The sequence below is a fragment of the Sphingomonas sp. P3_C5 genome (assembly GCF_056402635.1).
Map to the genome: position 1 here is coordinate 35,767 of NZ_JBFUHA010000010.1, position 23,879 is coordinate 59,645.

The 23,879-nt window shown below is 62.4% G+C and carries 23 protein-coding genes and 1 pseudogene; 13 read left to right on the top strand and 11 right to left on the bottom strand.

Features of this window, described 5'->3' with window-relative positions:
• Positions 1–23: 23 nt before the first annotated feature.
• The 3 genes from AC1DVS_RS21380 to AC1DVS_RS21390 all read left to right on the top strand — a co-directional run bounded on the left by AC1DVS_RS21380 (position 24) and on the right by AC1DVS_RS21390 (position 2,369).
• Positions 24–896 (top strand): aldo/keto reductase family oxidoreductase, encoded by an 873-nt coding sequence (locus AC1DVS_RS21380; protein ID WP_478026190.1) that lies wholly within the window; start codon positions 24–26, stop codon positions 894–896.
• Between the two features lie 98 nt (positions 897–994).
• Positions 995–1,624 (top strand): carboxypeptidase-like regulatory domain-containing protein, encoded by a 630-nt coding sequence (locus AC1DVS_RS21385; RefSeq protein WP_478026192.1) that lies wholly within the window; start codon positions 995–997, stop codon positions 1,622–1,624.
• 67 nt (positions 1,625–1,691) lie between these two features.
• Positions 1,692–2,369, top strand: a complete 678-nt coding sequence (locus AC1DVS_RS21390) for a response regulator transcription factor (RefSeq protein ID WP_478026194.1) — start codon at positions 1,692–1,694, stop codon at positions 2,367–2,369.
• 92 nt (positions 2,370–2,461) lie between these two features.
• Here AC1DVS_RS21390 and AC1DVS_RS21395 read toward each other — a convergent pair whose 3' ends face one another.
• Positions 2,462–5,065 (bottom strand): TonB-dependent receptor, encoded by a 2,604-nt coding sequence (locus AC1DVS_RS21395; RefSeq protein WP_478026195.1) that lies wholly within the window; start codon positions 5,063–5,065, stop codon positions 2,462–2,464.
• A gap of 494 nt (positions 5,066–5,559) precedes the next feature.
• On the opposite strand from AC1DVS_RS21395, the gene bla reads away from it, so the two are divergent.
• From bla to AC1DVS_RS21430, 7 genes are all read left to right on the top strand, one after another.
• The gene (gene bla, locus AC1DVS_RS21400) at positions 5,560–6,480 is read left to right on the top strand and encodes a subclass B3 metallo-beta-lactamase (protein ID WP_478026197.1); all 921 of its coding nucleotides are present in this window, start codon (positions 5,560–5,562) and stop codon (positions 6,478–6,480) included.
• 58 nt (positions 6,481–6,538) lie between these two features.
• Positions 6,539–8,077, top strand: a complete 1,539-nt coding sequence (gene metG / locus AC1DVS_RS21405; RefSeq protein WP_478026199.1) for a methionine--tRNA ligase — start codon at positions 6,539–6,541, stop codon at positions 8,075–8,077.
• Positions 8,077–8,853: a TatD family hydrolase gene (locus tag AC1DVS_RS21410; RefSeq protein ID WP_478026200.1), complete on the top strand. Its 777-nt coding sequence runs from the start codon at positions 8,077–8,079 to the stop codon at positions 8,851–8,853. The genes metG and AC1DVS_RS21410 overlap by 1 nt, the downstream gene beginning before the upstream one ends.
• Before the next feature lie 10 nt (positions 8,854–8,863).
• Positions 8,864–9,628 carry an MBL fold metallo-hydrolase gene (locus AC1DVS_RS21415; protein WP_478026201.1) on the top strand — a complete coding sequence of 255 codons (765 nt, stop codon included), beginning with the start codon at positions 8,864–8,866 and terminating at the stop codon, positions 9,626–9,628.
• The gene (locus AC1DVS_RS21420) at positions 9,625–9,834 is read left to right on the top strand and encodes a hypothetical protein (protein WP_478026203.1); all 210 of its coding nucleotides are present in this window, start codon (positions 9,625–9,627) and stop codon (positions 9,832–9,834) included. The genes AC1DVS_RS21415 and AC1DVS_RS21420 overlap by 4 nt, the downstream gene beginning before the upstream one ends.
• A 231-nt stretch (positions 9,835–10,065) precedes the next feature.
• On the top strand, positions 10,066–10,815 hold the full coding sequence (mazG, locus tag AC1DVS_RS21425) for a nucleoside triphosphate pyrophosphohydrolase (protein ID WP_478026204.1): 750 nt from the start codon (positions 10,066–10,068) through the stop codon (positions 10,813–10,815).
• 143 nt (positions 10,816–10,958) lie between these two features.
• The gene (locus AC1DVS_RS21430; RefSeq protein ID WP_478026206.1) at positions 10,959–11,369 is read left to right on the top strand and encodes a hypothetical protein; all 411 of its coding nucleotides are present in this window, start codon (positions 10,959–10,961) and stop codon (positions 11,367–11,369) included.
• A gap of 13 nt (positions 11,370–11,382) precedes the next feature.
• Here AC1DVS_RS21430 and AC1DVS_RS21435 read toward each other — a convergent pair whose 3' ends face one another.
• Positions 11,383–11,853 (bottom strand): MarR family winged helix-turn-helix transcriptional regulator, encoded by a 471-nt coding sequence (locus tag AC1DVS_RS21435; protein WP_478026208.1) that lies wholly within the window; start codon positions 11,851–11,853, stop codon positions 11,383–11,385.
• Positions 11,854–11,998: 145 nt separating this feature from the next.
• On the opposite strand from AC1DVS_RS21435, the gene AC1DVS_RS21440 reads away from it, so the two are divergent.
• Positions 11,999–12,634: a sulfotransferase family protein gene (locus tag AC1DVS_RS21440; RefSeq protein ID WP_478026210.1), complete on the top strand. Its 636-nt coding sequence runs from the start codon at positions 11,999–12,001 to the stop codon at positions 12,632–12,634.
• A 74-nt stretch (positions 12,635–12,708) separates the two neighbouring features.
• On the opposite strand, the gene AC1DVS_RS21445 is transcribed toward AC1DVS_RS21440, so the two are convergent.
• Positions 12,709–13,191, bottom strand: a complete 483-nt coding sequence (locus AC1DVS_RS21445) for a hypothetical protein (RefSeq protein WP_478026211.1) — start codon at positions 13,189–13,191, stop codon at positions 12,709–12,711.
• A 351-nt stretch (positions 13,192–13,542) separates the two neighbouring features.
• Between AC1DVS_RS21445 and AC1DVS_RS21450 the strand changes: the two genes are divergently transcribed.
• The gene (locus AC1DVS_RS21450; protein ID WP_478026213.1) at positions 13,543–13,986 is read left to right on the top strand and encodes a hypothetical protein; all 444 of its coding nucleotides are present in this window, start codon (positions 13,543–13,545) and stop codon (positions 13,984–13,986) included.
• Positions 13,987–14,022: 36 nt separating this feature from the next.
• Here the strand turns inward: AC1DVS_RS21450 and AC1DVS_RS21455 are convergent, their stop codons facing one another.
• From AC1DVS_RS21455 to AC1DVS_RS21465, 3 genes are all read right to left on the bottom strand, one after another.
• Complete coding sequence (locus tag AC1DVS_RS21455; protein ID WP_478026215.1) at positions 14,023–14,892, bottom strand: CPBP family intramembrane glutamic endopeptidase; 870 nt, start codon at positions 14,890–14,892, stop codon at positions 14,023–14,025.
• A 222-nt stretch (positions 14,893–15,114) separates the two neighbouring features.
• On the bottom strand, positions 15,115–15,540 hold the full coding sequence (locus AC1DVS_RS21460; RefSeq protein WP_478026217.1) for a hypothetical protein: 426 nt from the start codon (positions 15,538–15,540) through the stop codon (positions 15,115–15,117).
• A 77-nt stretch (positions 15,541–15,617) separates the two neighbouring features.
• Entirely contained in the window at positions 15,618–16,418 is an 801-nt protein-coding gene (locus AC1DVS_RS21465; RefSeq protein ID WP_478026218.1) for a hypothetical protein, read from the bottom strand.
• Positions 16,419–16,883: 465 nt separating this feature from the next.
• Here AC1DVS_RS21465 and AC1DVS_RS21470 point away from each other — a divergent pair, with 465 nt between their 5' ends.
• Positions 16,884–17,342, top strand: coding sequence for a hypothetical protein (locus AC1DVS_RS21470; RefSeq protein WP_478026219.1), 459 nt, complete (start codon positions 16,884–16,886; stop codon positions 17,340–17,342).
• Positions 17,343–17,531: 189 nt separating this feature from the next.
• Here the strand turns inward: AC1DVS_RS21470 and AC1DVS_RS21475 are convergent, their stop codons facing one another.
• From AC1DVS_RS21475 to AC1DVS_RS21495, 5 genes and pseudogenes are all read right to left on the bottom strand, one after another.
• The gene (locus tag AC1DVS_RS21475; RefSeq protein ID WP_478026221.1) at positions 17,532–18,002 is read right to left on the bottom strand and encodes a DUF6985 domain-containing protein; all 471 of its coding nucleotides are present in this window, start codon (positions 18,000–18,002) and stop codon (positions 17,532–17,534) included.
• An 87-nt stretch (positions 18,003–18,089) separates the two neighbouring features.
• Positions 18,090–19,397, bottom strand: coding sequence for a GTPase HflX (gene hflX / locus AC1DVS_RS21480; RefSeq protein ID WP_478026223.1), 1,308 nt, complete (start codon positions 19,395–19,397; stop codon positions 18,090–18,092).
• Positions 19,394–19,945, bottom strand: a pseudogene (gene hfq / locus AC1DVS_RS21485) (RNA chaperone Hfq); the annotation flags it as partial. The pseudogene hfq and the gene hflX, both read right to left, overlap by 4 nt.
• A 309-nt stretch (positions 19,946–20,254) precedes the next feature.
• Positions 20,255–21,628 (bottom strand): nitrogen assimilation response regulator NtrX, encoded by a 1,374-nt coding sequence (gene ntrX / locus AC1DVS_RS21490; RefSeq protein ID WP_478026224.1) that lies wholly within the window; start codon positions 21,626–21,628, stop codon positions 20,255–20,257.
• A 3-nt stretch (positions 21,629–21,631) separates the two neighbouring features.
• Positions 21,632–23,833, bottom strand: coding sequence for a sensor histidine kinase (locus AC1DVS_RS21495; RefSeq protein ID WP_478026226.1), 2,202 nt, complete (start codon positions 23,831–23,833; stop codon positions 21,632–21,634).
• Positions 23,834–23,879 lie beyond the last annotated feature (46 nt).

Sequence of the window (23,879 nt, forward strand, 5' to 3'; positions counted from 1 at the left end):
CATCTCATCACAGGAGACAGATTATGAGCCACATCGCAGCCGCGGGAACCTTCACGCTCGGCACGCATCAGGTGAACCGCCTCGGCTATGGCGCAATGCAGCTTGCCGGGCCCGGCGTATTCGGCCCGCCCCGCGACCATGACGCCGCGATCGCCGTGCTGCGCGCGGCGGTGGCGGCCGGGGTCAACCATATCGACACAAGCGACTTTTACGGCCCGCATATCACGAACCAGCTTATCCGCGAGGCGCTGCAGCCCTATCCCGAGGACCTGGTGATCGTGACCAAGGTCGGCGCGCGGCGTGGCGAGGACGCATCTTGGCTTCCGGCGCTCAGCGCGGACGAGCTCACCAGTGCGGTCCACGACAATCTGCGCAATCTTGGCGTGGAGGCGCTCGATGTGGTCAATCTGCGCGTCGGCGAGGTCCACGGGCCAAGTGAAGCTTCTATTGGCGCGCAGTTTGAGACTCTCGCGGAGCTGCAGCGGCAAGGGCTGATCCGCCATCTCGGGGTAAGCAATGTGACGCCGGACCAGGTCGCCGAAGCGCGCGGCATCGCCGAAATCGTCTGCGTCCAGAACCATTATAACCTCGTCCACCGCAACGATGACGCCCTGATCGACGAACTGGCAGGGCAGGGCATCGCCTATGTGCCCTTCTTCCCGCTCGGCGGCTTCACCCCACTGCAATCCTCGACCTTGTCCGACGTCGCGGGGCGGCTCGGCGCGACCGCGATGCAGGTGGCGCTCGCCTGGCTGCTCCACCGCGCGCCGAACATCCTGCTGATCCCCGGCACCTCGTCTGTGAGCCATCTGCAGCAGAATCTCGCTGCGGCGGGGCTGGCGTTGTCGGCGGATATATTGGCCGAGCTCAATGCCATAGGAACCGTGGCGTCTTGACGTCACTCCGGGCGTTGTTATGATAGTAATGAGATAACGTATCTTTTTACTTGACTCAGTGTCGTCGTGCTTTCAGCCTGCCCCCAAGGAGAAAAGGCATGGCTGACACCGAGATCTGGTTTCCGGCACCCTGTCACGAAGACTGGGAGGCTATGCACGCCGATGGGCACGCGGATGGCCGCGCCCGACTGTGCGATGCCTGTGACAAGCAAGTCCATGATCTCAGCCACTATACGCCTGAAGAGGCGGACACGCTGCTCCTCGGCAATCGGGAACCGGCCTGCATACGCGCGACGATCCTGCCTGATGGCAGCGTCGCCACCCTGCCGGGGCGCACAAGGAAGATGCTGATGGCGGCAATCATCACGCCGGCGCTGTTGTTTGCAACTGCGGGTGCCGCGACCGGGCCGCGCACAGGAGCGATCGTCGGATCGGTCTCGACCGCCGGAAAGGCGGTGCGGGTTACCGTAGAAGCCCCGGGCCTGAGGCGCTCGGCCGCGATCCACAATGACGGCACCTATCGCTTCGAGGGGCTTCCACCCGGCGAATACCGGCTCGTCTTCTCGGCCGGCCCATCCCGACGGTGGACGATTGCGCGGGTCGCGGTGCGCCCCAACCATGTCACCGTACGCAACAGCTATGATCCTGCACTGCCGGTGTTCGTAACGGCGGGAATCGTGGCGCCGCTTCCGCAACCGGCGGCACCGAAGAAACAGGCGGGAAGCTAGGCCCAGGTTGGCGATCGCCCCCGCAGCGCATAAGACGCGCTCGCCGACAAGGGAGCAGGGCCGATACATGCGACTTCTCGTGGTCGAAAACGATGCGCGCGAGGCGGAGCGCCTGGTCTCCGGGCTCGCCGGTTTCGGCCATGACGCCATGGTCGCGCCGGACGGGCGGGCGGCACTCGCGATGGCCAGCGACGGCGCGTTCGATGCCATATTGCTCGACAGGCTCGCCCCCTATGTCGATGGAATCGAGGTCACCAGACGCCTGCGCGAGCGGGGCATCGAAGTGCCGATCATCATGCTCAGCCTGCTTGGCGAGGTGGAACAGCGCGTGGCCGGCCTGGACGCAGGGGCTGACGATTATCTGATCAAACCCGCCGCCGCGCTGGAAATCGACGCCCGGCTGCGCGCCATCCTGCGCCGCGCCGCGAGGAGCAACGAGTCAGGCGTGATGCGGATCGGCGACATCGCCGTGAACGAAGTGAAGCACCGCGCCACCCGCGCGGGGCGGGCGCTCGAGCTGCGGAAGCTCGAGTTCCAGCTGCTCTGCGAGCTCATCCGCAACGCGAACGCGACCGTCACCAGGGAAATGCTCTACCGCAACGTCTGGAACTATGACGCCATACCGGCAACCAATATCGTCGAATCCTATGTCCGCCGTCTGCGCGCCCAGCTCAACCACCCCGGCGAGCGCGATCCGATCGTCACGATCCGCGGCGTCGGCTACATGATCACCGACCGGAGCTGAGCCAAAAAAATCCCGGCCCGCGGACGAACCGCGAACCGGGAGGTTGGGGGCCGGGCACGACCAGCGCGAACGCTGGCCGTGCCGGAGAAAAATCAGAACTTCGCGCTGATCTCGGCACCAAAGGTACGCGGCGCATTGAAGTTGCCGTAATCGCCCAGGATGTTGTTCAGCGAACCGACAAAAACATTGCCGGTCTGGACAGCCGGCAGGCTGTTCGACGGGTCGCGACGGAAGACATATTGCTTGTCGAACATGTTGCGGACCCAGACGCTGAAGGTCACCTTGGAGTAGGCCGTGTGAATGTCCGCCAGCGAGAAGCGGCCGTTCACGATGAACGATGCATCGTTGTGGGTCGCGAACTGGTCGAACGACTGAGTCGATTGTGAGTAGTTCGCGTCGAGGTGCAGTTTCGCCGCGGTGCCGCCATCGCCGATCGGCAAGCTGTAATCGATCGAGCCGCTCGCCGCATTGCGCGGCGTGAACACGATGTAGAACTTCTGCAGCACCGTGGTCGAATTGCCGGTCGGAACGCCCGCCGACGTGTATTCCGTGTACTTGATCGGAACCGCTGGGATGTCGGTATAGGTATAGGCATAGGACGCGTTCAGCGTCAGCCCGGTGATCGGCTGCACCGTCAGGTCAGCCTCGATGCCGCGGATCTTGGTCGTGCCCGGGGCATTGAAGGTGACCAGATTGTTGAAGTTGCCGGTCGCGGTCGGCTGGATGGTGCTGAGGTCGACCTGGCTGCCCTTGCGCTCCATGATATAGGCGGCAAGGTTGAAACGCGCCTTGTGATCCCAGAAATCACTCTTCAGGCCGATTTCATAGGATTTGACGTCTTCGGGGTCGAAGGCGCGGTAGTCTGACGTGCGCGAGCTGGCGCCGCCGGCACGATAGCCGGTCGAATATTTTGCATAGGCGTGGATGTTCTCGCTGAAATCATAGGCGATGGTCGCCATCGGATTGAAGCGGTTCCAGGTCTTGTCGAGCGGCGCATAGTTCTGGAGGGCAAGTGTGGCCGCGGGCGCGGTGTCGTAGTTGATGTTGCGCGAGAAATGCAGGACGCCGCGCTTCTCGTCCTTGGTGTAGCGTCCGCCGACCGTCACATGGAGCTTGTTGTCGAGGAAATTGCCGGTGAGCTGGCCGTAAGCGGCATAGCTCTTCGACCAGACTTCCGATGCGCGGTCGATCGAGCAGCCGTTGACCGCCTTGCCGACGAAGAGGGGCGTGCTGGCGGTGCAGTAGGGGATCCCCACATAATTTGCGCCTGTCACCACGCCGCCGTTCACGATCGCAATAGCGCCGACGGAATTGGGCGTTGCCGCATCGTCGCTGACATGCTCGTTGAAATAATAGAGGCCAGCGACATAATCGAAGTTCGCGATCGAGCCGACTGCCTGGAATTCCTGGCTGAACTGATGCTGATCGAGATCGGCAAGGCTATAGCGGCTGAAGGCGCACGGCGCCGCCGTGGTGCACGAAGCCGTCAGGTTGACGAGCGGCACACGGTGCGCGCCGCCGGAGTTATCCCACTGAGTCGCCGAGACGCCGCGCCATGCCGTGATCGAGCGCAGCTCGAGCTCGGGAGCGACCTTCCATTTGAGGGTGTTGGTGAAGCCGTGAGTCTTGTCGACGCTGACCTGCTGCGGCACGCCGATATCGGCGACGTCCATGCGCGTGGTTCCGTTGACGACTTCGCCTGGCAGGAGCGGACGAACCGCCGTCTGCGATCCGGTAAAGGCGAGGCCGGTGAAAGCCGTCCCGGGCAACACGCAGTTTGGAGAGGCGGACTGCGCTCCGGCAGCGCAATTGTAGGGGTTCACGCCCGTCAGCAGCTGGCTGTAGAACGGCGTGTTCTTGTCGGTCGCCACGTCGTACGAGAAATCGTCCGTGATGCCGTCGGTCGGCTGCCAGCGTACAGCGGCGCGGAAGCCCTGGCGGTCATAATAATTCCAGCCGACCGAATCGAGCATCGGATCCTTGGTGGTCGCGTTCTGGTGCTGGATGATGCCGTCGAGCTTCACGCTGAAGCCCTTGAACTCGGGCAGGTCGATATGGCCGTCCAGATTATAGGCGCCGAAATTACCGTAGCCGGCGCTGAAGCGGCCGTCGAACTTGCCGCTCGGCGCCTTGGCGACGATGCTCAGCGCGCCGCCTTCGGTATTGCGGCCGAACAGGGTACCCTGCGGGCCCTTCAGGACTTCGATTCGCTCGATGTCGAACAGGCCGGCGTTCAGGCCGTGCTGGCGGCCGAGATACACGCCGTCGATATAGATGCCGACGCCCTGCTCGCGGGCGGGCTGGTTGGCGTCGAGTGGGACGATGCCGCGGATGCCGACGGTCAGCGCCGACTGGCGCGCCTCGAAGGTCGCGACGCGCAGCGACGGAACGCCGCCGTCAGCAAGGTCATACAGGCTCTGCACATGGCGATCGGCCAGCGACTTGGAGCTCATCACCGAGATGGCGATCGGGGTGGACTGAAGATTGGTCTCGCGCTTGGTGGCGGTGACGACGATGTCCTGGATCTGGGCGCCCTCAGTCGACTGGGGTTCGGCGGCGGCCGGCTGTGCAGCGGCGGCGTCCTCCGCAACTGGAGCTGCCGGCGGCGTGACTTCCGCGAGAGCCGGCGAAATCGTGGTAGCCAGCAGCGCGGTGCCGACGAGCAGCCGCAGCTTGGAGGCCGATAGATAGTGCATGAGTCATACCCCTTGGGAACGGACGTTTTTGTCCTGCCGAGGAGGCCGCTACAGGGGAAAGAGGACAGTAATGTTACAGCTTCTGTAACATTATTGGCATCGTACGATCATTTTCGCGTCATTATCGCTTAATCAGCGTCAGATTATCGACTGAGTCCAGATATCTACCAATATAAGAACGATAGGGTTCGTGTAAAATATATGACGATATTGTCATATAAATTATTATTGCCCTGTAATATTTCGGGGCGCAGCGATGAAGCGCGAATCTCTTCGCTGCCTCACCCCCATACTCTCACGACATGCACCTGGCTTTCAAAGCACAGCGCCGGACAACGGATATCGTGCGCCGCGATCTCGAGAGAAGGCTGTTCAGGAGAGCAGGGCGCTCTCGTCGTCAGCCATGAATGCTTCTCATGGCTCGTTCGAGATTTGATGCTTTGTGTCGCCCGCTGATCGCGTCGATCCTTGCCGCACTGAAGCGGAGATCGACGATGAAGCAAAGACGAACACTGGCCATTTCCCTCGCTACAGCCACGCTGTTCGGCGCAATCCAGACGCCGTCAGCGGCCGCGGACGATCCGCTGACCCGCCCGATCATGCCGGAAGCAGCCACGCGCTGGCTGACGCCGCAGCCGCCCGCGCGCATCTATGGCAATGCTTATCTTGTGGGCTTTGGCGGGCTCAATGTCGCACTCATCCGCACCGATGCCGGCCTGATCCTGATTGACGGCGCGGTGCCCCAGGCGGTTGGGTCCGTCGAAGCAAATATCCGCAAGCTCGGCTTCCGGGTGCGCGACATCAAGCTGATCCTCAGCACCGAGCCGCATGCCGACCATGCCGGCGGTCTTGCCGCGCTCGCCCGGGACAGCGGCGCGACCGTCGTGGCGAGCGGCCCGGCCGCGCGCGTGCTCCGCCAGGGGCATAGCGACGCTGACGATCCCCAGGCCGGCCTCGTCCCAGGCTTTTCGCCCGTCGCGAAGATCCGCGTGGTCGAGGATGGCGAGATGATCCTGCTCGGCAAGACAGCGATCACCGCGCGGGCGACGCCAGGCCACACGCCCGGCAGCATGAGCTGGACCTGGCGCTCCTGCGAGGGGTCGAAATGCCTCAACATGGTCTTCGCCTCGAGCCTGAACCCTATTTCAGCCGACGCCTATCGCTTCTCCGCACCAGCCAACGCACCGACCCGCGCTGCCTTCACCCGCACCTTTGCCGTAATGCGTCACATGCCGTGCGACATCCTGCTGACTGCACATCCCAACCAGTCGGGCGGAGACGTCAAATTCCGGCAGCTGCAACGCCACGCGGCGTCGAATCCCTTCATCGATCCCGGAGCATGCCGCGCTTATGCCGACAAATTCGCCGGGCTTTTCGCGGCAAGGCTCGCTGACGAAGCCAGGCAAAAGAACTGAACCGCAAAGCGGCAGCCGGTGGTTCCAGTCGCGAAAGAACCGCGCTAACAGGCCCGGCATGGGCGAACCTTATTATATCACCACCGCGATCAGCTATCCGAACGGACGCCCGCATATCGGCCATGCCTATGAGGCGATCGCGACCGATGCGATCGCGCGCTATCATCGCCAGGCGGGGCGCGATGTGCGGTTCCAGACCGGAACTGACGAGCATGGCCTGAAGATGGTCCAGACAGCGCGCGACCGCGGCGTTGAAACGCGCGCGCTTGCTGATGAAATGTCATCCTATTTCAAAGCTATGGATGACAGACTGAATATCTCCTATGATCGTTTCATCCGCACCGTCGAGCCGGCGCATCATGCCGCCAGCGCCGCCATCTGGGAGGCAATGGCGGCATCGGGCGATCTCTATATGGATCGCTACGAAGGCTGGTATTCAGTCCGCGACGAGGCGTTTTACGACGAGAAGGAGCTGGTAGACGGGGAAGGGGGGAAGCTTTCCCCGCAGGGCACGCCGGTCGAATGGACTGCCGAGGAGACCTGGTTCTTCAAGCTGTCGAAATATCAGCAGCCCTTGCTCGATCTCTATGCGGCCCAGCCTGATTTCATCCTGCCCGAGGCGCGGCGCAACGAAGTGATGCGCTTCGTCGAGGGCGGGCTGTCCGATCTGTCGGTTTCGCGGACCAGCTTCGACTGGGGGGTGAAGGTGCCCGGCAGCCCGGGACATGTGATGTATGTCTGGGTCGACGCGCTGACCAATTATCTGACCGGCGCCGGCTATCCCGACCAGCCGGACGAGGTCGCGCGCTGGTGGCCGGCCGATCTGCACGTGATCGGCAAGGATATCGTGCGCTTCCACGCGGTCTATTGGCCTGCATTCCTCATGTCGGCAAAGCTTGCGCTGCCGAAACGGGTGTTCGGGCATGGCTTCCTGCTCAACCGCGGCGAGAAGATGTCGAAGTCGGTCGGCAACGTCACTGATCCGATCGAGCTGGTCGAACGTTTCGGCGTCGATGCCCTGCGCTATTTCCTCCTGCGCGAAGTCAGCTTCGGCCAGGACGGGAGCTATTCGGAAGAGGCGATCGTCACCCGCTGCAATGCCGATCTCGCGAACAATCTCGGTAATCTGGCGCAACGCTGCCTCTCCATCGTCGCGAAGAATTGTGGTGGTGTCGTGCCGCCAGCAAGCGCGCCGTCCGAAGCGGATGAAGCCTTGATGGCCAGCATCTCCGCCGCGGAAGCCGGCCTGCACGCTGCAATGGGCGATCTCGCCATCCACAACGCGCTTGAGGCAGTGTGGTCGGCTGCGCGCGATGCGAACCAGTATTTCGCCGACGCAGCGCCGTGGAGCGTGCGCAAGACCGATCCCGAGCGCGCCGACACCATCCTGCACTTCACGATCGAGGCAGTGCGCCGGATCGCGATCATGGCACGCTGGGCGATCCCGGACGGTGCCGACCGCCTGCTCGATCTGCTCGGCCAGAGTGCTGACGCACGAAACTTCGACGCGCTCGCCCGGCCGGTCGCTGCGGGCACAATATTGCCGGCGCCCAGCGGGGTGTTCCCGCGGCTCGAGCTCGAGGCGGAGCCGAGCTGATGTTCGCTGACAGCCATTGCCACCTCAACTATAAGGGCCTGGGCGAGCAACAGCCCGAGGTCCTGGCCCGGGCCCGGGCACGCGGCGTCACCGCGATGCTCAACATTTCGACCCGCGAAAGCGAATGGGACGCGGTGATCGCCACAGCCGAGCGCGAGCCCGATGTCTGGGCCACGGTCGGCATCCACCCGCATGAAGCCGATCAACATCCCGATGTCGGCACGCAGCGGCTGATCGAGCGTGCACAGCATCCCCGTGTCGTCGGCATCGGCGAGAGTGGGCTCGATTATTATTACGATCACAGCGACCGAGACCGGCAGCGCGCGAGCTTCCGCGCCCATATCGCCGCGTCACGCGAGACCGGGCTGCCGATCGTCGTCCACACCCGCGATGCCGAGGATGACACGGCGGACATCCTGCGCGAGGAAATGGGGAAGGGGGCCTATCCCGGCGTCATCCACTGTTTCACCGCGAGCGGGGCCTTTGCCGATATCGCGCTTGAGCTCGGCTTCTATATCTCGATCTCGGGCATCGTGACCTTCAAGAACGCGAAGGACCTGCAGGAAACCGCCGCCAGGCTGCCCCTCGACCGCCTGCTGATCGAGACCGACGCACCCTTTCTCGCCCCGGTACCGCATCGGGGCAAGACCGGTGAGCCGGCCTATGTCGCTGATACGGCTGAGTTCCTGGCGAAGCTGCGCGGCGAGGATCTCGCCACGCTGGCCGAGGTGACGTCAGCCAATTTCCGCCGTCTGTTCGCCAAGACGTCAGTATGAGAAGCGCCGCGTGAAGATCCGCATCCTCGGCTCGGGCACGTCGTCAGGCATACCGCGGATCGGCAATAACTGGGGCGATTGCGACCCGACCGAGCCGCGCAACCGCCGCACCCGCACCTCGGCGCTGGTCGAGACCGCAACCACGCGCATCCTTATCGATACTGGCCCGGATATGCGGGAGCAGCTGCTGGCGGCTGACGTCGGCACGGTCGATGCGGTGATCTGGACGCACGACCATGCCGACCACACCCATGGTATCGACGATCTGCGCCAGATCTACCACACGCTCCGCGGTCCGGTGCGTGGGTTGGCGCGACCGGCGACGCGTGCGGTGCTCGAGGAGCGCTTCGATTATGTCTTCCAGGGCCGCGACGGCTATCCGCCGACGGTGATAATCGAGGATCTGCCGGCAGAAATCATGATCGGTGACGTCATGATCCGCTCGGTCGGCCAGCCGCACGGCAATATCGAATCCGCCGGGCTGCGCTTCGAGCATGCCGGAAAATCGATTGGTTACGCTACCGATTTCAATATCTTAACCGACGATATGATAAGTCTGTATCAGCAACTTGACGTCTGGGTGGTCGATGCGCTGCGCTATCGTCCGCATCCGACGCATCCCGATGTGCCGACCGTGCTCGGCTGGATCGAACAATTGCGGCCACGCCGGGCCGCGCTGATCCATATGGACCAGTCGATGGACTATGGGACGCTGGTCGGCGAGCTTCCGGCTGGTGTCGAACCCGGTTATGACGGGCTCGAGGTGACGCCATGAACGATCGCTACGCTGACTTTCTCTATTACGGGCTGTGGCTGATCCTGCCGATATCGGCATTGGTGGCGCGGCGGATCCCGATGAAGGACAGCTTCAAGATGGCGCTGGCGTGGGTGGCGATCTTCAGCGTGCTGTTCGTGCTGGTGGTGCTCTGGCAGCAGGCTTTTGGCGCCGGCGCCGGGCTGAGAGGGTTTTTCGGTGGATAGGGGGCTTCGATCGGGCCCTGAGCCTACCTCGAAGTCCACATCTGAATTTAACATAATGTGTATTATCAAACTGACCGATGCAGCTGCTGGGAGACTCCCCCTCCAATCCCTACCGTCGCCCCGGACTTGTTCCGGGGTCCACCGGGCCACACTCTCAACGGCTGCGACACCAGCGGCACGGTGGATGCCGGAACAAGTCCGGCATGACGTCAGCTTTGGGCGCACCGCCGCATGATCGACCGCCTCGTCACCATCATGGCCCGCCTGCGCGATCCGGAAACCGGCTGCGACTGGGACGTTGCCCAGAATTTCTCGACAATCGCGCCGTACACGATCGAGGAAGCCTATGAGGTCGCCGACGCGATCGCCCGCAACGACATGGCCGATCTCAAGGACGAGCTCGGCGATCTGCTCCTCCAGGTCGTCTTCCACAGCCGCATGGCCGAGGAAGCCGGCCTGTTCGCGCTGCCTGACGTCGTGGCGGCCATCAGCGACAAGATGGAGCGCCGCCACCCGCACGTCTTCGGCGACAGCCCCGGCGGCCACGCCCAGCATTGGGAACGGCTAAAGGCCGACGAGCGCGAGGCAAAGGGTGACAGCGGCGCGCTCGACGGCGTCGCGATCGGCCTGCCCGCCCTGCTCCGCGCCGAAAAACTCCAGAAGCGCGCGGCACGCACCGGCTTCGACTGGCCCGATGCCGAAGGGCCGCGCGCGAAAGTCTTCGAGGAAATCGCTGAAATCGACGCCGCCTCCCCCGCCGAACGCGAAGAAGAGATCGGCGACCTGCTGTTCGCGGTGGTCAACTGGGCCCGGCACCTGGGGGTCGACGCCGAGGCGGCCTTGCGGAGTGCGAACGCGAAATTCGAGCGGCGCTTCAAGGCGATGGAGGCTGAGGCAGGCGACGCGTTCGTGGGGTTGGATCTGGAAGGCAAGGAAGCGCTCTGGGAGAATGCGAAAACAGACGAACGGCTCCGCACTTAATAACCCAACGGGATGGAGATATCAGAATGATGCCAATTCCCTCCCATCTGCGCGGGCTGGCGGTTCCTCTCGATAGCGCAATCGATGAGAAGCCTCTGGTCGCCGCAGTTCAATGCGCATGCAGCGAGCGACGTTTTCAATTTTTGTATCCTGGCCAAACCCATCTCTACAATGGTCAGAAGGTTCCCTGCACCGCCGAGATCAACGGGAGATATTTCTTCCTGGTCGCTGCGCGCTGCATCACCTGCTCGACAGACAATCTACTCCTCGACGTCGATTTCCACGGGTGGAACGGCTTCATATGCCATGACGATGAACAGGCGGCTCTTCCTCGCCCGACCCTGACGGCATGGCCGTGTGAGGCATGCGGCTATCTCGCCCACACAGGTTTCATCACGATCCAGACCGAGGGGCGGCACGACTTCATCGCCGAGGTAGGTGACGAATTCGACTCCGAACGATGGCCCGATGGGTTCGGCTGGTTCTCGATGTCCCTTACCTGCTGCCGCTGCAACCTGACGAGCGTCGAACTCGTGTCGTGCGAAACGATGTAAGCTTGTCTCCGTCCTATGCAGCTCGGTTCTCCTGCTGGCGACTCTCATCACCGAGGCCCCTCCGCTGAACGACACCGCGGAGCAAGCTTTCGAGCATCTCCCGCTCCGTCACACTCAGATGCCCAAAATATTCAGCATCGTTGGCGTCGGCCAACGCCGCCAGCTCAGGCACCAGCGCGCGCCCGGCAGGCGTGAGCCACACATCCTGATGCCGGCGATCCGACGTCATCGGCGCCTTGCTCGCCAGCCCCTTCCCCGCCAGCCGATCGACCAGTTTCGAGATCGCCCCCTTGGTCATCCCGAGATCCCGCGCCAGCCGCTTCGGCGCGCCGACGTCATGAGCGTAAATCATCCGCAGCAGCACCCATTCAGCTGCAGTCACGTCCCGCGCCGCCAGCTTCTGGCTCAAGCCGTGCCAGACCTGGTTCGACGCGGAGCGTAGCCAATGGCCGAGACTGGCTTCGAGAGGGCTCGGGTCGGGCATTCGCGTCATAAGTCACCCATTAGTTGACTAGGAAACTAACCCATAATGGTTTCCTAGTCAACTACCTCGCCTCCATACTCAAGCAAAAGGGCGTGAGTGCCCCGCCCTTGCATGATACGATGGCGTAACGATCGGGGAGGACATCATGGCACTTTCAGTTATCGGATCCGGTTTCGGCCGTACGGGCACCCGGTCGTTGAAGGATGCACTCGAGTTGCTCGGCCATGGCCCCTGCCACCATATGGAGGAGGTGTTCCCGAGCCAGGAGCAGATCACGCTCTGGTCGGCCTTTGCCGAGCACGGGACGCTCGATCACGACCGCGTCTTCAAAGGCTTCTCGTCACAGGTCGACTGGCCCGGCGCGCATGTCTGGCAGGAGCTCGCCGCCGCCTATCCCGACGCGAAGGTCATCCACAGCGTTCGGCCCGAGGAATCCTGGTGGAAGAGCTTCTCGGCCACCATCGGCAAATTCCTGGCGATCTATCCCGAGATGGAGCTGCCGCCGCACATCCGCATGATGAGCGACACGATAATGGAAATGATCGGGGTGCAGACCTTCGCCGGCGATTTCGGCGCCAGGGACAAGGCGATCGCCACCTATCGTCGGCGCGAGGCCGAGGTCCGCGCAGCGATCCCGGCGAACCGCCTGCTCGTGTTCGACGTGGCCGAGGGCTGGGAGCCGCTGTGCCGCTTTCTCGAGGTCGATGTGCCAGACACCCCCTTCCCGCGCACTAACGACCGGGGCGATTTCTGGGCGAAGCTTGGGGGCGAGCCGGCCTGATCATGGTGGCGTGCGTCCGGTAATCAGCCGGCTTTCGCGTTCGATCCGTCCCGTTGGTTCGGCTGTGTTATCGTCTACGGCAGTGCCTGCCCCAGCCGGATTCGAATATGCGTATCCGGCGCTAATCTGCCGAAGAATCCCTCATGTCCGATCGAATTGCCGCAAAGAACAAGTGTCGGCGCGTCCCGTCCGCTTGGAAATTGCGACCCGCCCAGGACGGACGCACCGCCCTCCAGAATCGCCACATGGCAAATGCCGCGAGCGCGTAAGTCACGAATAGATAGAATGAATTGCTTATAGCTTGGCGCGCTCACCAGCGTGATTTGTCTCGGCGCCCCTGTCTGGGTGACCGCAGCCAAATGCACCCTCGAGTCTGAAACGGGATCAGGATTCCAGCCATTGCGCCGCAGGATTGCAGCAGGCTGGCCTTTGCCGACTTCGATGACCAAGGAATCTATTCCCACATGGGTGATGATCGCTTCCGCAGACGCCGTGCGGGGCTGCCACCATGTGAAGAATGCGATATTGCCCAACAGCAACAGAGCGACAATAGCCATCAATGTGGTGCGTCTTCGGGTCACGGGCGGAGCGTAGCAGCCCGGCTTGAGGCGGGATATGGCCGCTGCGACGCCGCTCCCGACGTTCGCGCTCCAGCACGATGATCGCATCTCAAGCTGACGGACCGCCGAACCGGTATTTGCCGCAATCGATTAACGCCTGTTCGATAGGCCGCTGATATGACGTCGACCGCAGCAAGAACCCTGGCCAGCCGCTTCGCGCCGGATCAGCCCGAACGGGCGCTGAGTGTCGCGCGAGCGATAGAGGCGCCCTGGTTCAGATGTCAGGCACTGTCTCAGGTCGCACGTTACTGGCCTGACGAGAAATATCATCGGATCCTGAAGGAAGCAGTGCGTGCGGCGGACTTGCAGGATCAGGTCTTCAATCAGGTCGCGGTATCCGCGTGGCCGATCAGAGCCTATCTCGAACGCGGTGACGCGCCTCGCGCCAAAAAGCTGCTCGTGAAAGGCACCCAGGCTTCGCGCGCGATCGACAATATGGGCAGCCGTTCGGAGGCCCTTTTCTCAATCTTCCAGGCAGCAAAGCCATTCGCCATCGACTTGTGGCAGCCGGTATTCTGGGCGCTGGTGGAAGCGGCGGAGCCTGCGCTTTCGTGGCGTCAGCTTAGAAACCTGAAATACGCGGTCGCGATGGTGGCTTCGGACAACCCCTGCCTCGCTCATCAGGTGCTCGAGAAGCTTGTCGAACCCAAAAATCTTTCGACCGTCAGGCGGTATCTCGACACCCCTCTTAATATTCAGCCGCGCCCGTATTTCTGGATTCAGGGTAGCTGAGTTCCAGGCGAGGCGGTGGCCCGACCAACCAGGGAATCAGTTGCCCGAAGGCCGGATGCCTATCTGAGGTTTTGTCCACTCTCGCCCGGTGCAGCTTAGGGCGACCAAACCCAGGGCAGCCAGCATTCCGGACAGAATGCTCCATGCAAGACCATGGTCTGCCTCCGGCAACATCGCGGTGAAGAAGAACACCGGCGCATTGATCGATCCATGAGCAAAGGCCGGAACAAGCGCGCTTCCGCCGAACCAACGCCACAAGAGCGAAAACAGGATCGAAAGGCCGCCGATCGTCAGGGCGAACCAAAACGCATCGGCCATCCCGCCCAGCAAGATCGGCAAATGCCAGAAATACCAGATCATGCCCGTTATTGCGGTAGCGCGTGCCAGGCTGTGTCTGGAAGTCAGAGTGGGAATGAGCCATCCCCGCCACCCCAACTCCTCCCCCACGCCGACGATCAGGATCTGCAGGGCCAGATGCACCAGCAGCAGAGGCCAGGCTTTAACCACCGCCCCGGCGCAAGCTTCAAGCGGCAATTCGGCTGCAACATATGCGACCGTGACAATCGCGATGCCAATCAGGGGCAGCAGGAACATCACCCACCAGGAGACTGGCGGGGACAAGCGTTGGCGGAGGAATGGCAGGATCGCGGAGCGGCCGGATGTGGCGGCGACGGCGGTGATGGCGCCACATGTCGGCCCGACCACCACGAAGAACCTGCCCAGGTAAAGTTTCGCTACCTCGTTTATCCCCGAGCCCCCGGCGCCCACGATGAACAGGGTCAGCATCCCAAGACCATAGGACACCAGAAAGGTAACGATCACGAAGACGAGAACTGGTCGCCGCTGGATTGAAGCCCAGCGAGACAGGCGAACCGGCGGATCTGCATTCGGCAATAAGGGATCCATTCTCACCTCGCCTGGTGTTGTAAGGGCTTGTCGCTCGTGGCAGCAAGGGGCGCGAACAGCCGCTTTGGGTCGGTACCACCGACCCGCTTGATGTGATTAAAGCCTGCTGGAACCGCTCATAATCCCGCGGCGCCGTCCGCACGTCGTAGACGCGTTGTTGCCCTCGCGCGCCCTGCCCGATCACCTCGCCATGCGCGTGTTTGCTACGCCACAGTAGTGGCATCAAAAATCGATTGTGGCGACCAGCTGTCGCGCTTGGCCTAACTCCTCCACCATATCGGGCTCGCCTGAAGCCGACGATGTGTAGGTGACGAGAACTATGTCGCGACCGTTCGATAGGTACCACGCCGCCACCAACTCATCTGCTGCTGCCGTGACACATCCCACGGTCGTGATCGGGCCGATTGTCTCTTCCAGCTCCCCGGCATTCAACGAGCGACGAGAGCAAAGGTCGGCGATGAGCTGCCGCAGACCTTCAAGCGTGACTTCCGGCTTGGCACCGCTGCTGTAGCGCGCAGTCGAAAACTGAATGACTCCGATCCCAAAGGGCCGGGATAATGTCGGCGGGGAACCCTCAGGCAAATCACCCGTGATATCTGCCCATTCGGGGGGCAGATCAAACCGCAGCCCGTGAAATTGCACGCGCATATCTTCCCCATACTCGGCCCCGGCGAGCGCGCTCGCGATCCAGACCGTAAAACTGCAAGACCGGCGGAGCAGTCATCTCAAAGGTCGGGGAACCATTCGTCAACTGCCGACTGGTTCAGGCCGCAAGACCCATTCCACCACTGGACTGGGTAAGGCCAGTCATCTTTGCTCCAGGGAGTGTGCTCGCGTTCTGCACTAGGTACGAAGCGTCTCCGAAAGTCTGGTCGACCGGGATCGGCGAGGATGCCCGCATATCCCAAGATACCTATCAGGGTGCGCCGTTCCGCGTTGTTGGACGGCAATAACTTGGAGAGCGCCTGCGCCAGATCGCTTAATCGCGCTGTCGAGGGCAATGATTTTGCCGCCTCAAAAATGGAGCGCAGGATCCGATAATCGTCCTTTGACGGCACGACATTCTCAAGCGAAGCAAATAGCCCGAGGTCGAAGGCGATATATTGGGGATGGTCGTGACGGACGCCTCCCCACTTGAACCGTTCAAAGTTGAGGATATTCGGGTCAGCATTCGCCTTGTCATATGTGCCGCAATAGGCGCAACCAATCCCGCCGGCGGCGACCCTCGAGTGCGCCTTCATATGGTGGCCCACCGCATAGCTTCCCAGCGCTGAGCGAAGGTCGAGGCGGCGTGATCCAAGGCTCGACGTGAAGGCGCGAGCAATTGATTCCTGACTGGTTCGGCGCACGGCATCAATCGCTGCGGCGACTGCCTCATCATGGGTGAGTGCAATTGGATCGAACATCAATCCTTTCGCTTTGGCATAGGCGAAGTCCTCGGGGGACACGGTCGGATCGCGCTTCCAGCCCGCAGATGACCAGAACATGTCAGTCAAGATTTTGAGCGCGCGCTTATCTGGAACCATGATGGATCGTTGCGTACTTCACGTCGCAATACAATGTCCGCTGCCGGGTCGGCTAGCTGCCCGAGCGCTTATGCGTCTACGCACTACCCCGCCCGCTGCTGGACCCGCTCATAATCCCGCGGCGCCGTCCGCACGTCATACACCGCGCCGCCCTCGACCTCCTGCCCGATCACTTCGCCATGCGCGTACAGCCGTGCCGCGCCGGCGCCATCTCAGGCATCCAGCGTGATCGAATAGAGGCGATGCCGCCGGTTCAACAGGCGCTCGAGATACTTGTAGAACCCAAAAATCTTTCGACCGCGAGGCGGTATCTCGACAACCCCCTCAACATTCCAGCCGCGCCCCTACTTCTGGATTCAAGGTAACCGAGCAATATTTCCGACCGCCCGCTTTCGGCATTGTCGGGTAGAAATCCGAGCGCTGGCTGGTTAGATTCAATCACAGGCGATATCTATCGGATATAAAATGACACCTGACGAAAGCACGCTCCTCGCGAGACGCAAAACCCAGTTTGACGATTTCTATCAAGAAATGATGCCAGTCTTGGTGTATTTTATCCAGAGACTTGGGCAGGAGCAAGCTCATACCGTCTTGAATGAAGCTTCACGCTTTTTAGGCGTAGTCGACGACATGTTTAAATCCGCGCCCATATCAGCGGAAGACCGGTCATGGGTCGTGACCAGAATTATGTATTTCGTCGGCGAGTATTTTGTTCAGAAATTTGGCGGCCACTGGTTTGTAAACGACATACCCGGCTCAAGATTCTTTGCTCGATACGTAGTTGGAGGCTTCGGGAGCAAGGCCATACCAAACGGTCAGATTGATCCGTTGGAGGTCGCCACCGCTTATGCCGACTCACCTATTCCTCGAGACCTGATCGGCCTGATTGCTTCGGTCGAGCGTGAGCTGACTGGCGTTTGCTAGGGTCAGCGATCGAGTCGCCATGCTTTCGAGTTGCTCACGGCTGATCCGCTGCAACGCGTGCGTCAGGCCATGTCCCTTCTTCATTGCGGCAGCATAGATCGCCGGGAAATGACCGCAACCAGGCCGTTCGCAGCCCGTGCGCACTATGGGGGATCAGCCTTGCTGGCTCGCTGTTTGGGCGGTGCCGCCTCAAAGCACGATATCTTGTGTACCCACTTCGCTTAGGCGCTCGTCTATAAACTTCACCGCCAATCCTAAGCTCGTATCCCAAGTGCATTGAAAAAGCAGGCCTATAATTCTCTCGGGTGGATCTCTGAACGATTGCTGGACTATGACCCCCTCTGGAGTCACCAAGGAAGCCAGTTCCCCTAATGTTTTAACTTCAGGGGCCCATTCATCAGCAAATTGCCCGAACCGTTCACGATACTCTGGAAGGATTTTTCGATAATATCGAAAAATCGCTTCTTCAGCGAGCTCCCCGAACAAACCTTTGCGCTGCTCAAATGCAGCAAAGGCATCCCGTTGATACTTCTCAACCTCGTCGGGCTCATGGAATGGAATGTCCAAGCGAGTGACCACCTCACGGCCGAAGATCGACCATGAGCATTTTCCCGTCCACCCATATTCCTGTTCAACCTCACCGAATAGCGCGTCTTTCATGCGTCCTCCCGAAGCATTCCGCTGGACGTGAGCAATCTTCTAACGGCTGCAGACGCGTCGGTAGCTGCCCGAGCGCTTATGCTACAATCACTCGCCCCGCTGCTGGAACCGCTCATAATCCCGCGGCGCCATGCGCACATCATACACCGCGCTGTCGCCCTCGACCTCCTGGCCGATCACCTCGCCATGCGCATGAAGCCATGCCGCGCCCGCGCCATCCGACGCATCAAGCGTGATCGAATAGCGCCTATGCCCCTGGGTCAGCAAAGCGGCGACTGTCTCGATCAGGGTATCAACCCCCTCCCCGGTCACCGCCGAGATCGCCACCACATCCTGGCGACGCCCCGCCTCAACGATCATCTCGTCGCGCGCATCGCCTTCGAGCAGGTCGAGTTTGTTCCACGCCTCGATGCGCGGCGTCGTGGCGGCAACGCCGATCTCCGTCAGCACCGCCTCGACATCGGCGCGCTGGGCAGCGCTATCGGGATGCGCGATGTCGCGGACATGGATCAGCAGGTCGGCCGAGATCACTTCCTCGAGCGTCGCCTTGAACGCAGCGACGAGCTGGGTCGGCAGTTCGGAGACGAAGCCGACCGTGTCGGACAGGATCGCCTTGTCGATGCCCGGCAGCGAAATCTGCCGCAGCGTCGGGTCCAGCGTCGCGAACAACAGGTTTTCCGCCATGACGTCAGCGCCCGTCAGGCGGTTGAAAAGCGTTGATTTTCCGGCGTTGGTATAGCCCACCAACGCAATCACCGGCCAGGGCGCGCGCTGGCGGCGGTCGCGGTGCAGGCCGCGGGTGCGCGTCACCTGGTCGAGCTCCTTGCGGAGCCGCGCCATGCGGTCGCGGATCAGGCGGCGGTCAGCCTCGATCTGGGTTTCGCCCGGGCCGCCGAGAAAGCCGAAGCCGCCGCGCTGGCGTTCGAGATGGGTCCAGCTCCGCACCAGCCGGCCCGCCTGATAATCGAGATGGGCGAGTTCGACCTGCAGCCGCCCCTCGGCGGTCGCGGCACGTTCGCCGAAGATTTCGAGGATCAGGCCGGTCCGATCGATTACCTTGGCCTCGAGCGCGGTCTCGAGATTGCGCTGCTGGACCGGCGACAGGGCAGCGTCGAACACGACGAGCCCCGCCTCCTCCATCCGCACCGTCGCGGCGAGCTGTTCGACCTGGCCGCTGCCGATCAGGGTCGCAGGCTTGGCCTGCCGCACCCGGATCGCGACCTTGTCCGCCACGACCACGCCGATTGCCTCGGCGAGCCCGGCGGTTTCGTTCAGCCGAGCCTCGGCGTCCCGCGAGGAGACGCCGTGCTCGGGATAGACGATGACGGCCCGCGCACCACGCGCGAACTCGTCCCGGTCCCGCTCAAAACCGCCACGTTCAAATCCTGTGGTCAATCTTCGTCCGTAGTCGCTGTTTCATCAGCCAAATTCAGCGGATGCGCCGGCTGGATGGTCGAGACGGCGTGCTTGTAGACGAGCTGTGACATGCCATCGCGCTGCAGCAGCATGCAGAACAGGTCGAAGGCAGCGATCTGGCCTTGGAGCATCACCCCATTGACGAGGAACATCGTCACATTGTCGTCGGACTTGCGCACTGCGTTCAGGAAGATCTCCTGGAGCAGCGGCTGCTTCTTCTGCGCTTCGCCAACCGCGTTGACGATCGCCGCTACATCGACTGCAGCGGACGGCATGATCGTCGAGATCGCATGCTTGTAGATGAGCTGGGACTGGCCATCGCGGCGCAGCAGCACCGAGAAATTGTCGAACCAGGTGACGATCCCCTGAAGCTTGACGCCCTTGACGAGGAACATCGTCACCGGCGTCTTCGAACGGCGCAGCGCGTTGAGGAACAGATCCTGGAGGGAAGTTTGCTTGTCGGCCATCGGTCGATCCTTTGTTATTGGCGGGCTGTTCGCCCGCGGTGCACCGGCTCCCGGTGTCGGAAACGCGCCTTACAAAGGCGCGACATGGTCAATCTAGGCACACGCGTGCGCGGCGTCCACTGTTCGTCGCCGAAATCGGCAGGCGATCGCTCCGTAGCGCGATTCAACGGTGCTCCGAAATCACCTATGATGGGGTGCCGGAACTCCGCACCGTCACCTGTCAGGTCCAGAACCCCCCGATAGGCATGACAAAATGATCCAACAGGACAGGCCGGATTTCACGCGTCTTCTCTCGTGAAATTCCAACATTCGGGTCGGATCGGAGCTCGAATTATGTCACAGGCCATAAGCTGGCCTTATCGACCATGCCTATTCGTCGCGCGTTTCGGTGATGCCGAGCAATTTTAGTTTCCGGTGCAACGCCGATCGCTCCATGCCGATAAAGCTCGCGGTGCGCGAGATATTGCCCGAGAAGCGGCGGATCTGGACCCGAAGATATTCGCGCTCGAAGGTCTCACGGGCTTCGCGCAGCGGCGACCCCATGATCGCATTGGTGCTGCCGCCCATTTCGCCCGGATCGCCTAGCACTTCGGCCGGCAGCAGATCGAGGTCGATCCGCCCGATCCGGTCGCCCGGCGCCATGATGATCGTCCGTTCGACGACATTGCGCAGCTGACGGACATTGCCCGGCCACTCATAGCTTTGCAGCGCGACCATTGCGTCAGGCGCGACCTCAGGCGTCGGCACGCGACGCTCCGAGGCGTAATGCGCCATGAAGTGCGCCACCAGCGCGGGAATGTCCTCACGGCGTTCGGCCAGGCCGGGGATAGTCACCGGCACCACGTTCAGCCGGTAATAGAGATCCTCGCGGAAACGGCCCTCGGCGATCTCCTCGGTCAGGTCGCGCGCCGTCGCCGAGACGACCCGCACATCGACCTTGACCACGCGCTGGCCACCAACCCGGGTGAAGCTCTGATCAGTCAGCACGCGCAGGATCCGCGCCTGGGTCGCGATCGGCATGTCCGCGATCTCGTCGAGGAACAGCGTCCCGCCATGCGCCTGCTCGAGCAGGCCGGAGCGGACGAGTTGCCCCTGCTCCTCCACCCCGAACAATTCCTCCTCGACTCGCTCGGGCGTCATCCGCGCCGCGCTCACCACCACGAACGGCGCGTTAGCGCGCTGGCTCCAGCCATGGAGCAGCCGCGCCGCAATCTCCTTGCCGACCCCGGCCGCGCCCATCACCAGCACACGGCTGCCGGTCGACGCTACCCGCTTGAGGGTAGCGCGCACGCCGTTGATCGCGGCCGAGTTGCCGGTGAGATCATTGTTGGTGCCCACCGAAGCGCGCAGCGACGCCACCTCGCGCCGCAACCGCTCGGTCTCCGTGGCGCGGGCGACCATCAGCAGCAGCCGCTCGGCCTCGAACGGCTTTTCGATAAAATCGGCCGCCCCGCGCCGGATCGCCGCGACCGCCGTATCGAGATTGCCGTGCCCCGAGATCACCAGCACTGGGATCGACGGGTCACGGCGCTTCAGCTCGTCGAGCAGCTCGAGCCCATCGAGCCGCGAGCCCTGAAGCCACACATCGAGCAGCACCAGAGAAGGCCGCCGGGCTGAGATCGCATCGAGGGCCGCATCGCTGTCGGCCGCGCCGCGGGTCTCATAGCCCTCGTCCTCGAGCACGCCCGCGACAAGTTCCCGGATATCGCGCTCGTCGTCGACGATGAGGATGTCGAGTGCCATGCTTCAGGTCCGATTCCGTGTGAGTTCAGGGGTGCGCTGGTCTTCCCCCTCTTCATTGCCGTGGTCGCTGCAACCGATCGTCGCCAGCGCGCTGGTGTCGAACGCCATCGTCACCCTCGTGCCGCCGCCTTCCCCATCGGCGAAGGTGATGGTGCCGCAATGTTCCTCGACGATCTTCTTGACGATCGCGAGGCCAAGCCCGGTGCCTCTTGCGCGGGTCGTGACATAGGGCTCGACCAGCCGGTCACGCTGCACCGGCAGGCCAACACCGTTGTCGACCACGCTGACGATCACCTTGCCGCCCTGTTCGGCGAGGGTCATCGTAACCGCGCCCTCAGCCGCCTCCCCCTTCGCGTCGATCGCCTCGACTGCGTTCTTGACGATATTGGTCAGCGCCTGCCCGATCTGGCGGCGATCGCACACCAGCATCGGGCCGGGATCGTCATGGATGAGGCCGAAGTGGATCGCGGGATGCGCCACCTCGTGCAGGAACACTGCCTGACGCGCGATATCGACCAGCGATTCCTCGCGGAACACCGGCTTGGGCATCCGCGCGAAGGACGAGAATTCGTCGACCATCCGCCGCAGATCGCCCACCTGCCGCACGATCGTCTCGGTCAGCCGGGTGAAAGTGCCATCGTCATTGGCGATCTGCTTGGCATAGCGGCGCTGGAGGCGCTCGGCGGCAAGCTGGATCGGGGTCAGCGGGTTCTTGATCTCATGCGCGATCCGCCGGGCGACGTCGGACCATGCGGCGCGGCGCTGGTCGAGCAGCTGGCCGGTGATGTCGTCAAAGGTCAGGATCGGCCCCTCGTCAGAGCGCGCAATCTTCACTGCGAGCGTCCTCGGGTCGCCCTCAACCTCGACTTCGACGATCGCCTCACGGGTATCACCGCCAATCAGCGCACCTAGTTCGGGCGAAATGTCGGCGAGTGGCTTGCCGACGAGATTTTCGTCCCCGGTGTGGAGCAGCATCGCCGCCGAGCGGTTGATCAGCCGGATCCGGCCATCGGCCGCGATCGAGATCACCCCCGCGCTCACCCCCGACATCACCGCCTCGATCAACGCGCGACGACTTTCGAGCGCGCCGGTCTGTTCCTGCAGCCGCCCGGTCATCTGGTTAAAGGCGTTGGCGAGCGTGCCGACCTCATCGTCACTCTTCGGCTCAGGCACCCGCGCCGTCAGGTCACCGGTCGCGACCCGGTGCGCAGCGGCGACCAATTCACCCACCGGCCGCACCAGTCGATCTGCAACGGCAAGCGCGATCCACACCGCAATGCCGACGATCAGCAACGAGATCCCGAGCAGGGCGGCGTTGAACCTGAGCTGGAGCGAGCGTGAGCGGGTCAGCAGCGCCTGGTAATCGGAGATGACCGCTTGGGCGCGGTGCATGCGCGCGGTCATCTGTTCAGCGCCGGTGACGCGGGCTGAATAGAGGAAGAAATTGGTGTTTGGAATCGACGTGATCGAGGTCGTGCGCTGGCTGCTGGTGCTCGCAACGCTCGCCTTGCCCTGGCGCAACTGGTTGATCGCAGCAAGGTCGATGGCGCGGTCGAGATCGCGCTCATAGGGATTCACCAGCGCCTCGGAATGAATCTCACCGGTCTTGGATACCGAGAAGATCACCGATTCAGCGAGACTGCGCTGGAACACGTCCTGTCCGTAAAGCGCCTGGAATTTCTGGTCTTCGATCGTCAGGTGATATTCGTTGAGCCACCGCGACAGATCCTGCGCCATAGCGAGGTTCTCTTTGTCCACGTAGCTCAGCATCTCGCTGTACGATTCTTGCGCGAGAGTCTGCGCGTTCTGGACCACTCCCTGTGCCCGGCCCGTATACCAGAATTCGACTCCGTACTGGAACAGCAGCGAGGCGAAGATTACCACCAGCAAGGTGGGCACGGCGGCGATCACCGAGAACAGGGCGACCAGGCGGACATGGAGCTGCCCACGCCCCCCGATCGGCGAACGTGCCGCGCGCCGCATTGCGATCCTGCGACCGAGCAGCACGAGCAGTGCGATGCCGGGAACGAGATTGGCCACGAGCAGGAGCGCGACCGTCCAGGGCTTCAGCATGGCGGGCTCGGCGCCGCCGCTCGAGATTATAAAATAACTTCCAACCGCGATCGCAACCGCAAAACCAAGCACCGACAGCTCAACGAGCGGGGTTACCGCAAGGCGCACTTTCCGTAGTGGAGGGCTCGGCATAGGTGCCGCATCAGCTATCATCGTGTCTTCAATACAACGACATTGT

Coding starts and splice junctions, on each gene's coding strand:
- AC1DVS_RS21380 (WP_478026190.1), top strand. CDS start 24: ATGAGCCACATCGCAGCCGCGGGAACCTTCACGCTCGGCACGCATCAG.
- AC1DVS_RS21385 (WP_478026192.1), top strand. CDS start 995: ATGGCTGACACCGAGATCTGGTTTCCGGCACCCTGTCACGAAGACTGG.
- AC1DVS_RS21390 (WP_478026194.1), top strand. CDS start 1,692: ATGCGACTTCTCGTGGTCGAAAACGATGCGCGCGAGGCGGAGCGCCTG.
- AC1DVS_RS21395 (WP_478026195.1), bottom strand. CDS start 5,065: ATGCACTATCTATCGGCCTCCAAGCTGCGGCTGCTCGTCGGCACCGCG.
- bla (WP_478026197.1), top strand. CDS start 5,560: ATGAAGCAAAGACGAACACTGGCCATTTCCCTCGCTACAGCCACGCTG.
- metG (WP_478026199.1), top strand. CDS start 6,539: ATGGGCGAACCTTATTATATCACCACCGCGATCAGCTATCCGAACGGA.
- AC1DVS_RS21410 (WP_478026200.1), top strand. CDS start 8,077: ATGTTCGCTGACAGCCATTGCCACCTCAACTATAAGGGCCTGGGCGAG.
- AC1DVS_RS21420 (WP_478026203.1), top strand. CDS start 9,625: ATGAACGATCGCTACGCTGACTTTCTCTATTACGGGCTGTGGCTGATC.
- mazG (WP_478026204.1), top strand. CDS start 10,066: ATGATCGACCGCCTCGTCACCATCATGGCCCGCCTGCGCGATCCGGAA.
- AC1DVS_RS21435 (WP_478026208.1), bottom strand. CDS start 11,853: ATGCCCGACCCGAGCCCTCTCGAAGCCAGTCTCGGCCATTGGCTACGC.
- AC1DVS_RS21440 (WP_478026210.1), top strand. CDS start 11,999: ATGGCACTTTCAGTTATCGGATCCGGTTTCGGCCGTACGGGCACCCGG.
- AC1DVS_RS21445 (WP_478026211.1), bottom strand. CDS start 13,191: ATGGCTATTGTCGCTCTGTTGCTGTTGGGCAATATCGCATTCTTCACA.
- AC1DVS_RS21455 (WP_478026215.1), bottom strand. CDS start 14,892: ATGGATCCCTTATTGCCGAATGCAGATCCGCCGGTTCGCCTGTCTCGC.
- AC1DVS_RS21460 (WP_478026217.1), bottom strand. CDS start 15,540: ATGCGCGTGCAATTTCACGGGCTGCGGTTTGATCTGCCCCCCGAATGG.
- AC1DVS_RS21465 (WP_478026218.1), bottom strand. CDS start 16,418: ATGGTTCCAGATAAGCGCGCGCTCAAAATCTTGACTGACATGTTCTGG.
- AC1DVS_RS21470 (WP_478026219.1), top strand. CDS start 16,884: ATGACACCTGACGAAAGCACGCTCCTCGCGAGACGCAAAACCCAGTTT.
- AC1DVS_RS21475 (WP_478026221.1), bottom strand. CDS start 18,002: ATGAAAGACGCGCTATTCGGTGAGGTTGAACAGGAATATGGGTGGACG.
- ntrX (WP_478026224.1), bottom strand. CDS start 21,628: ATGGCACTCGACATCCTCATCGTCGACGACGAGCGCGATATCCGGGAA.
- AC1DVS_RS21495 (WP_478026226.1), bottom strand. CDS start 23,833: ATGCCGAGCCCTCCACTACGGAAAGTGCGCCTTGCGGTAACCCCGCTC.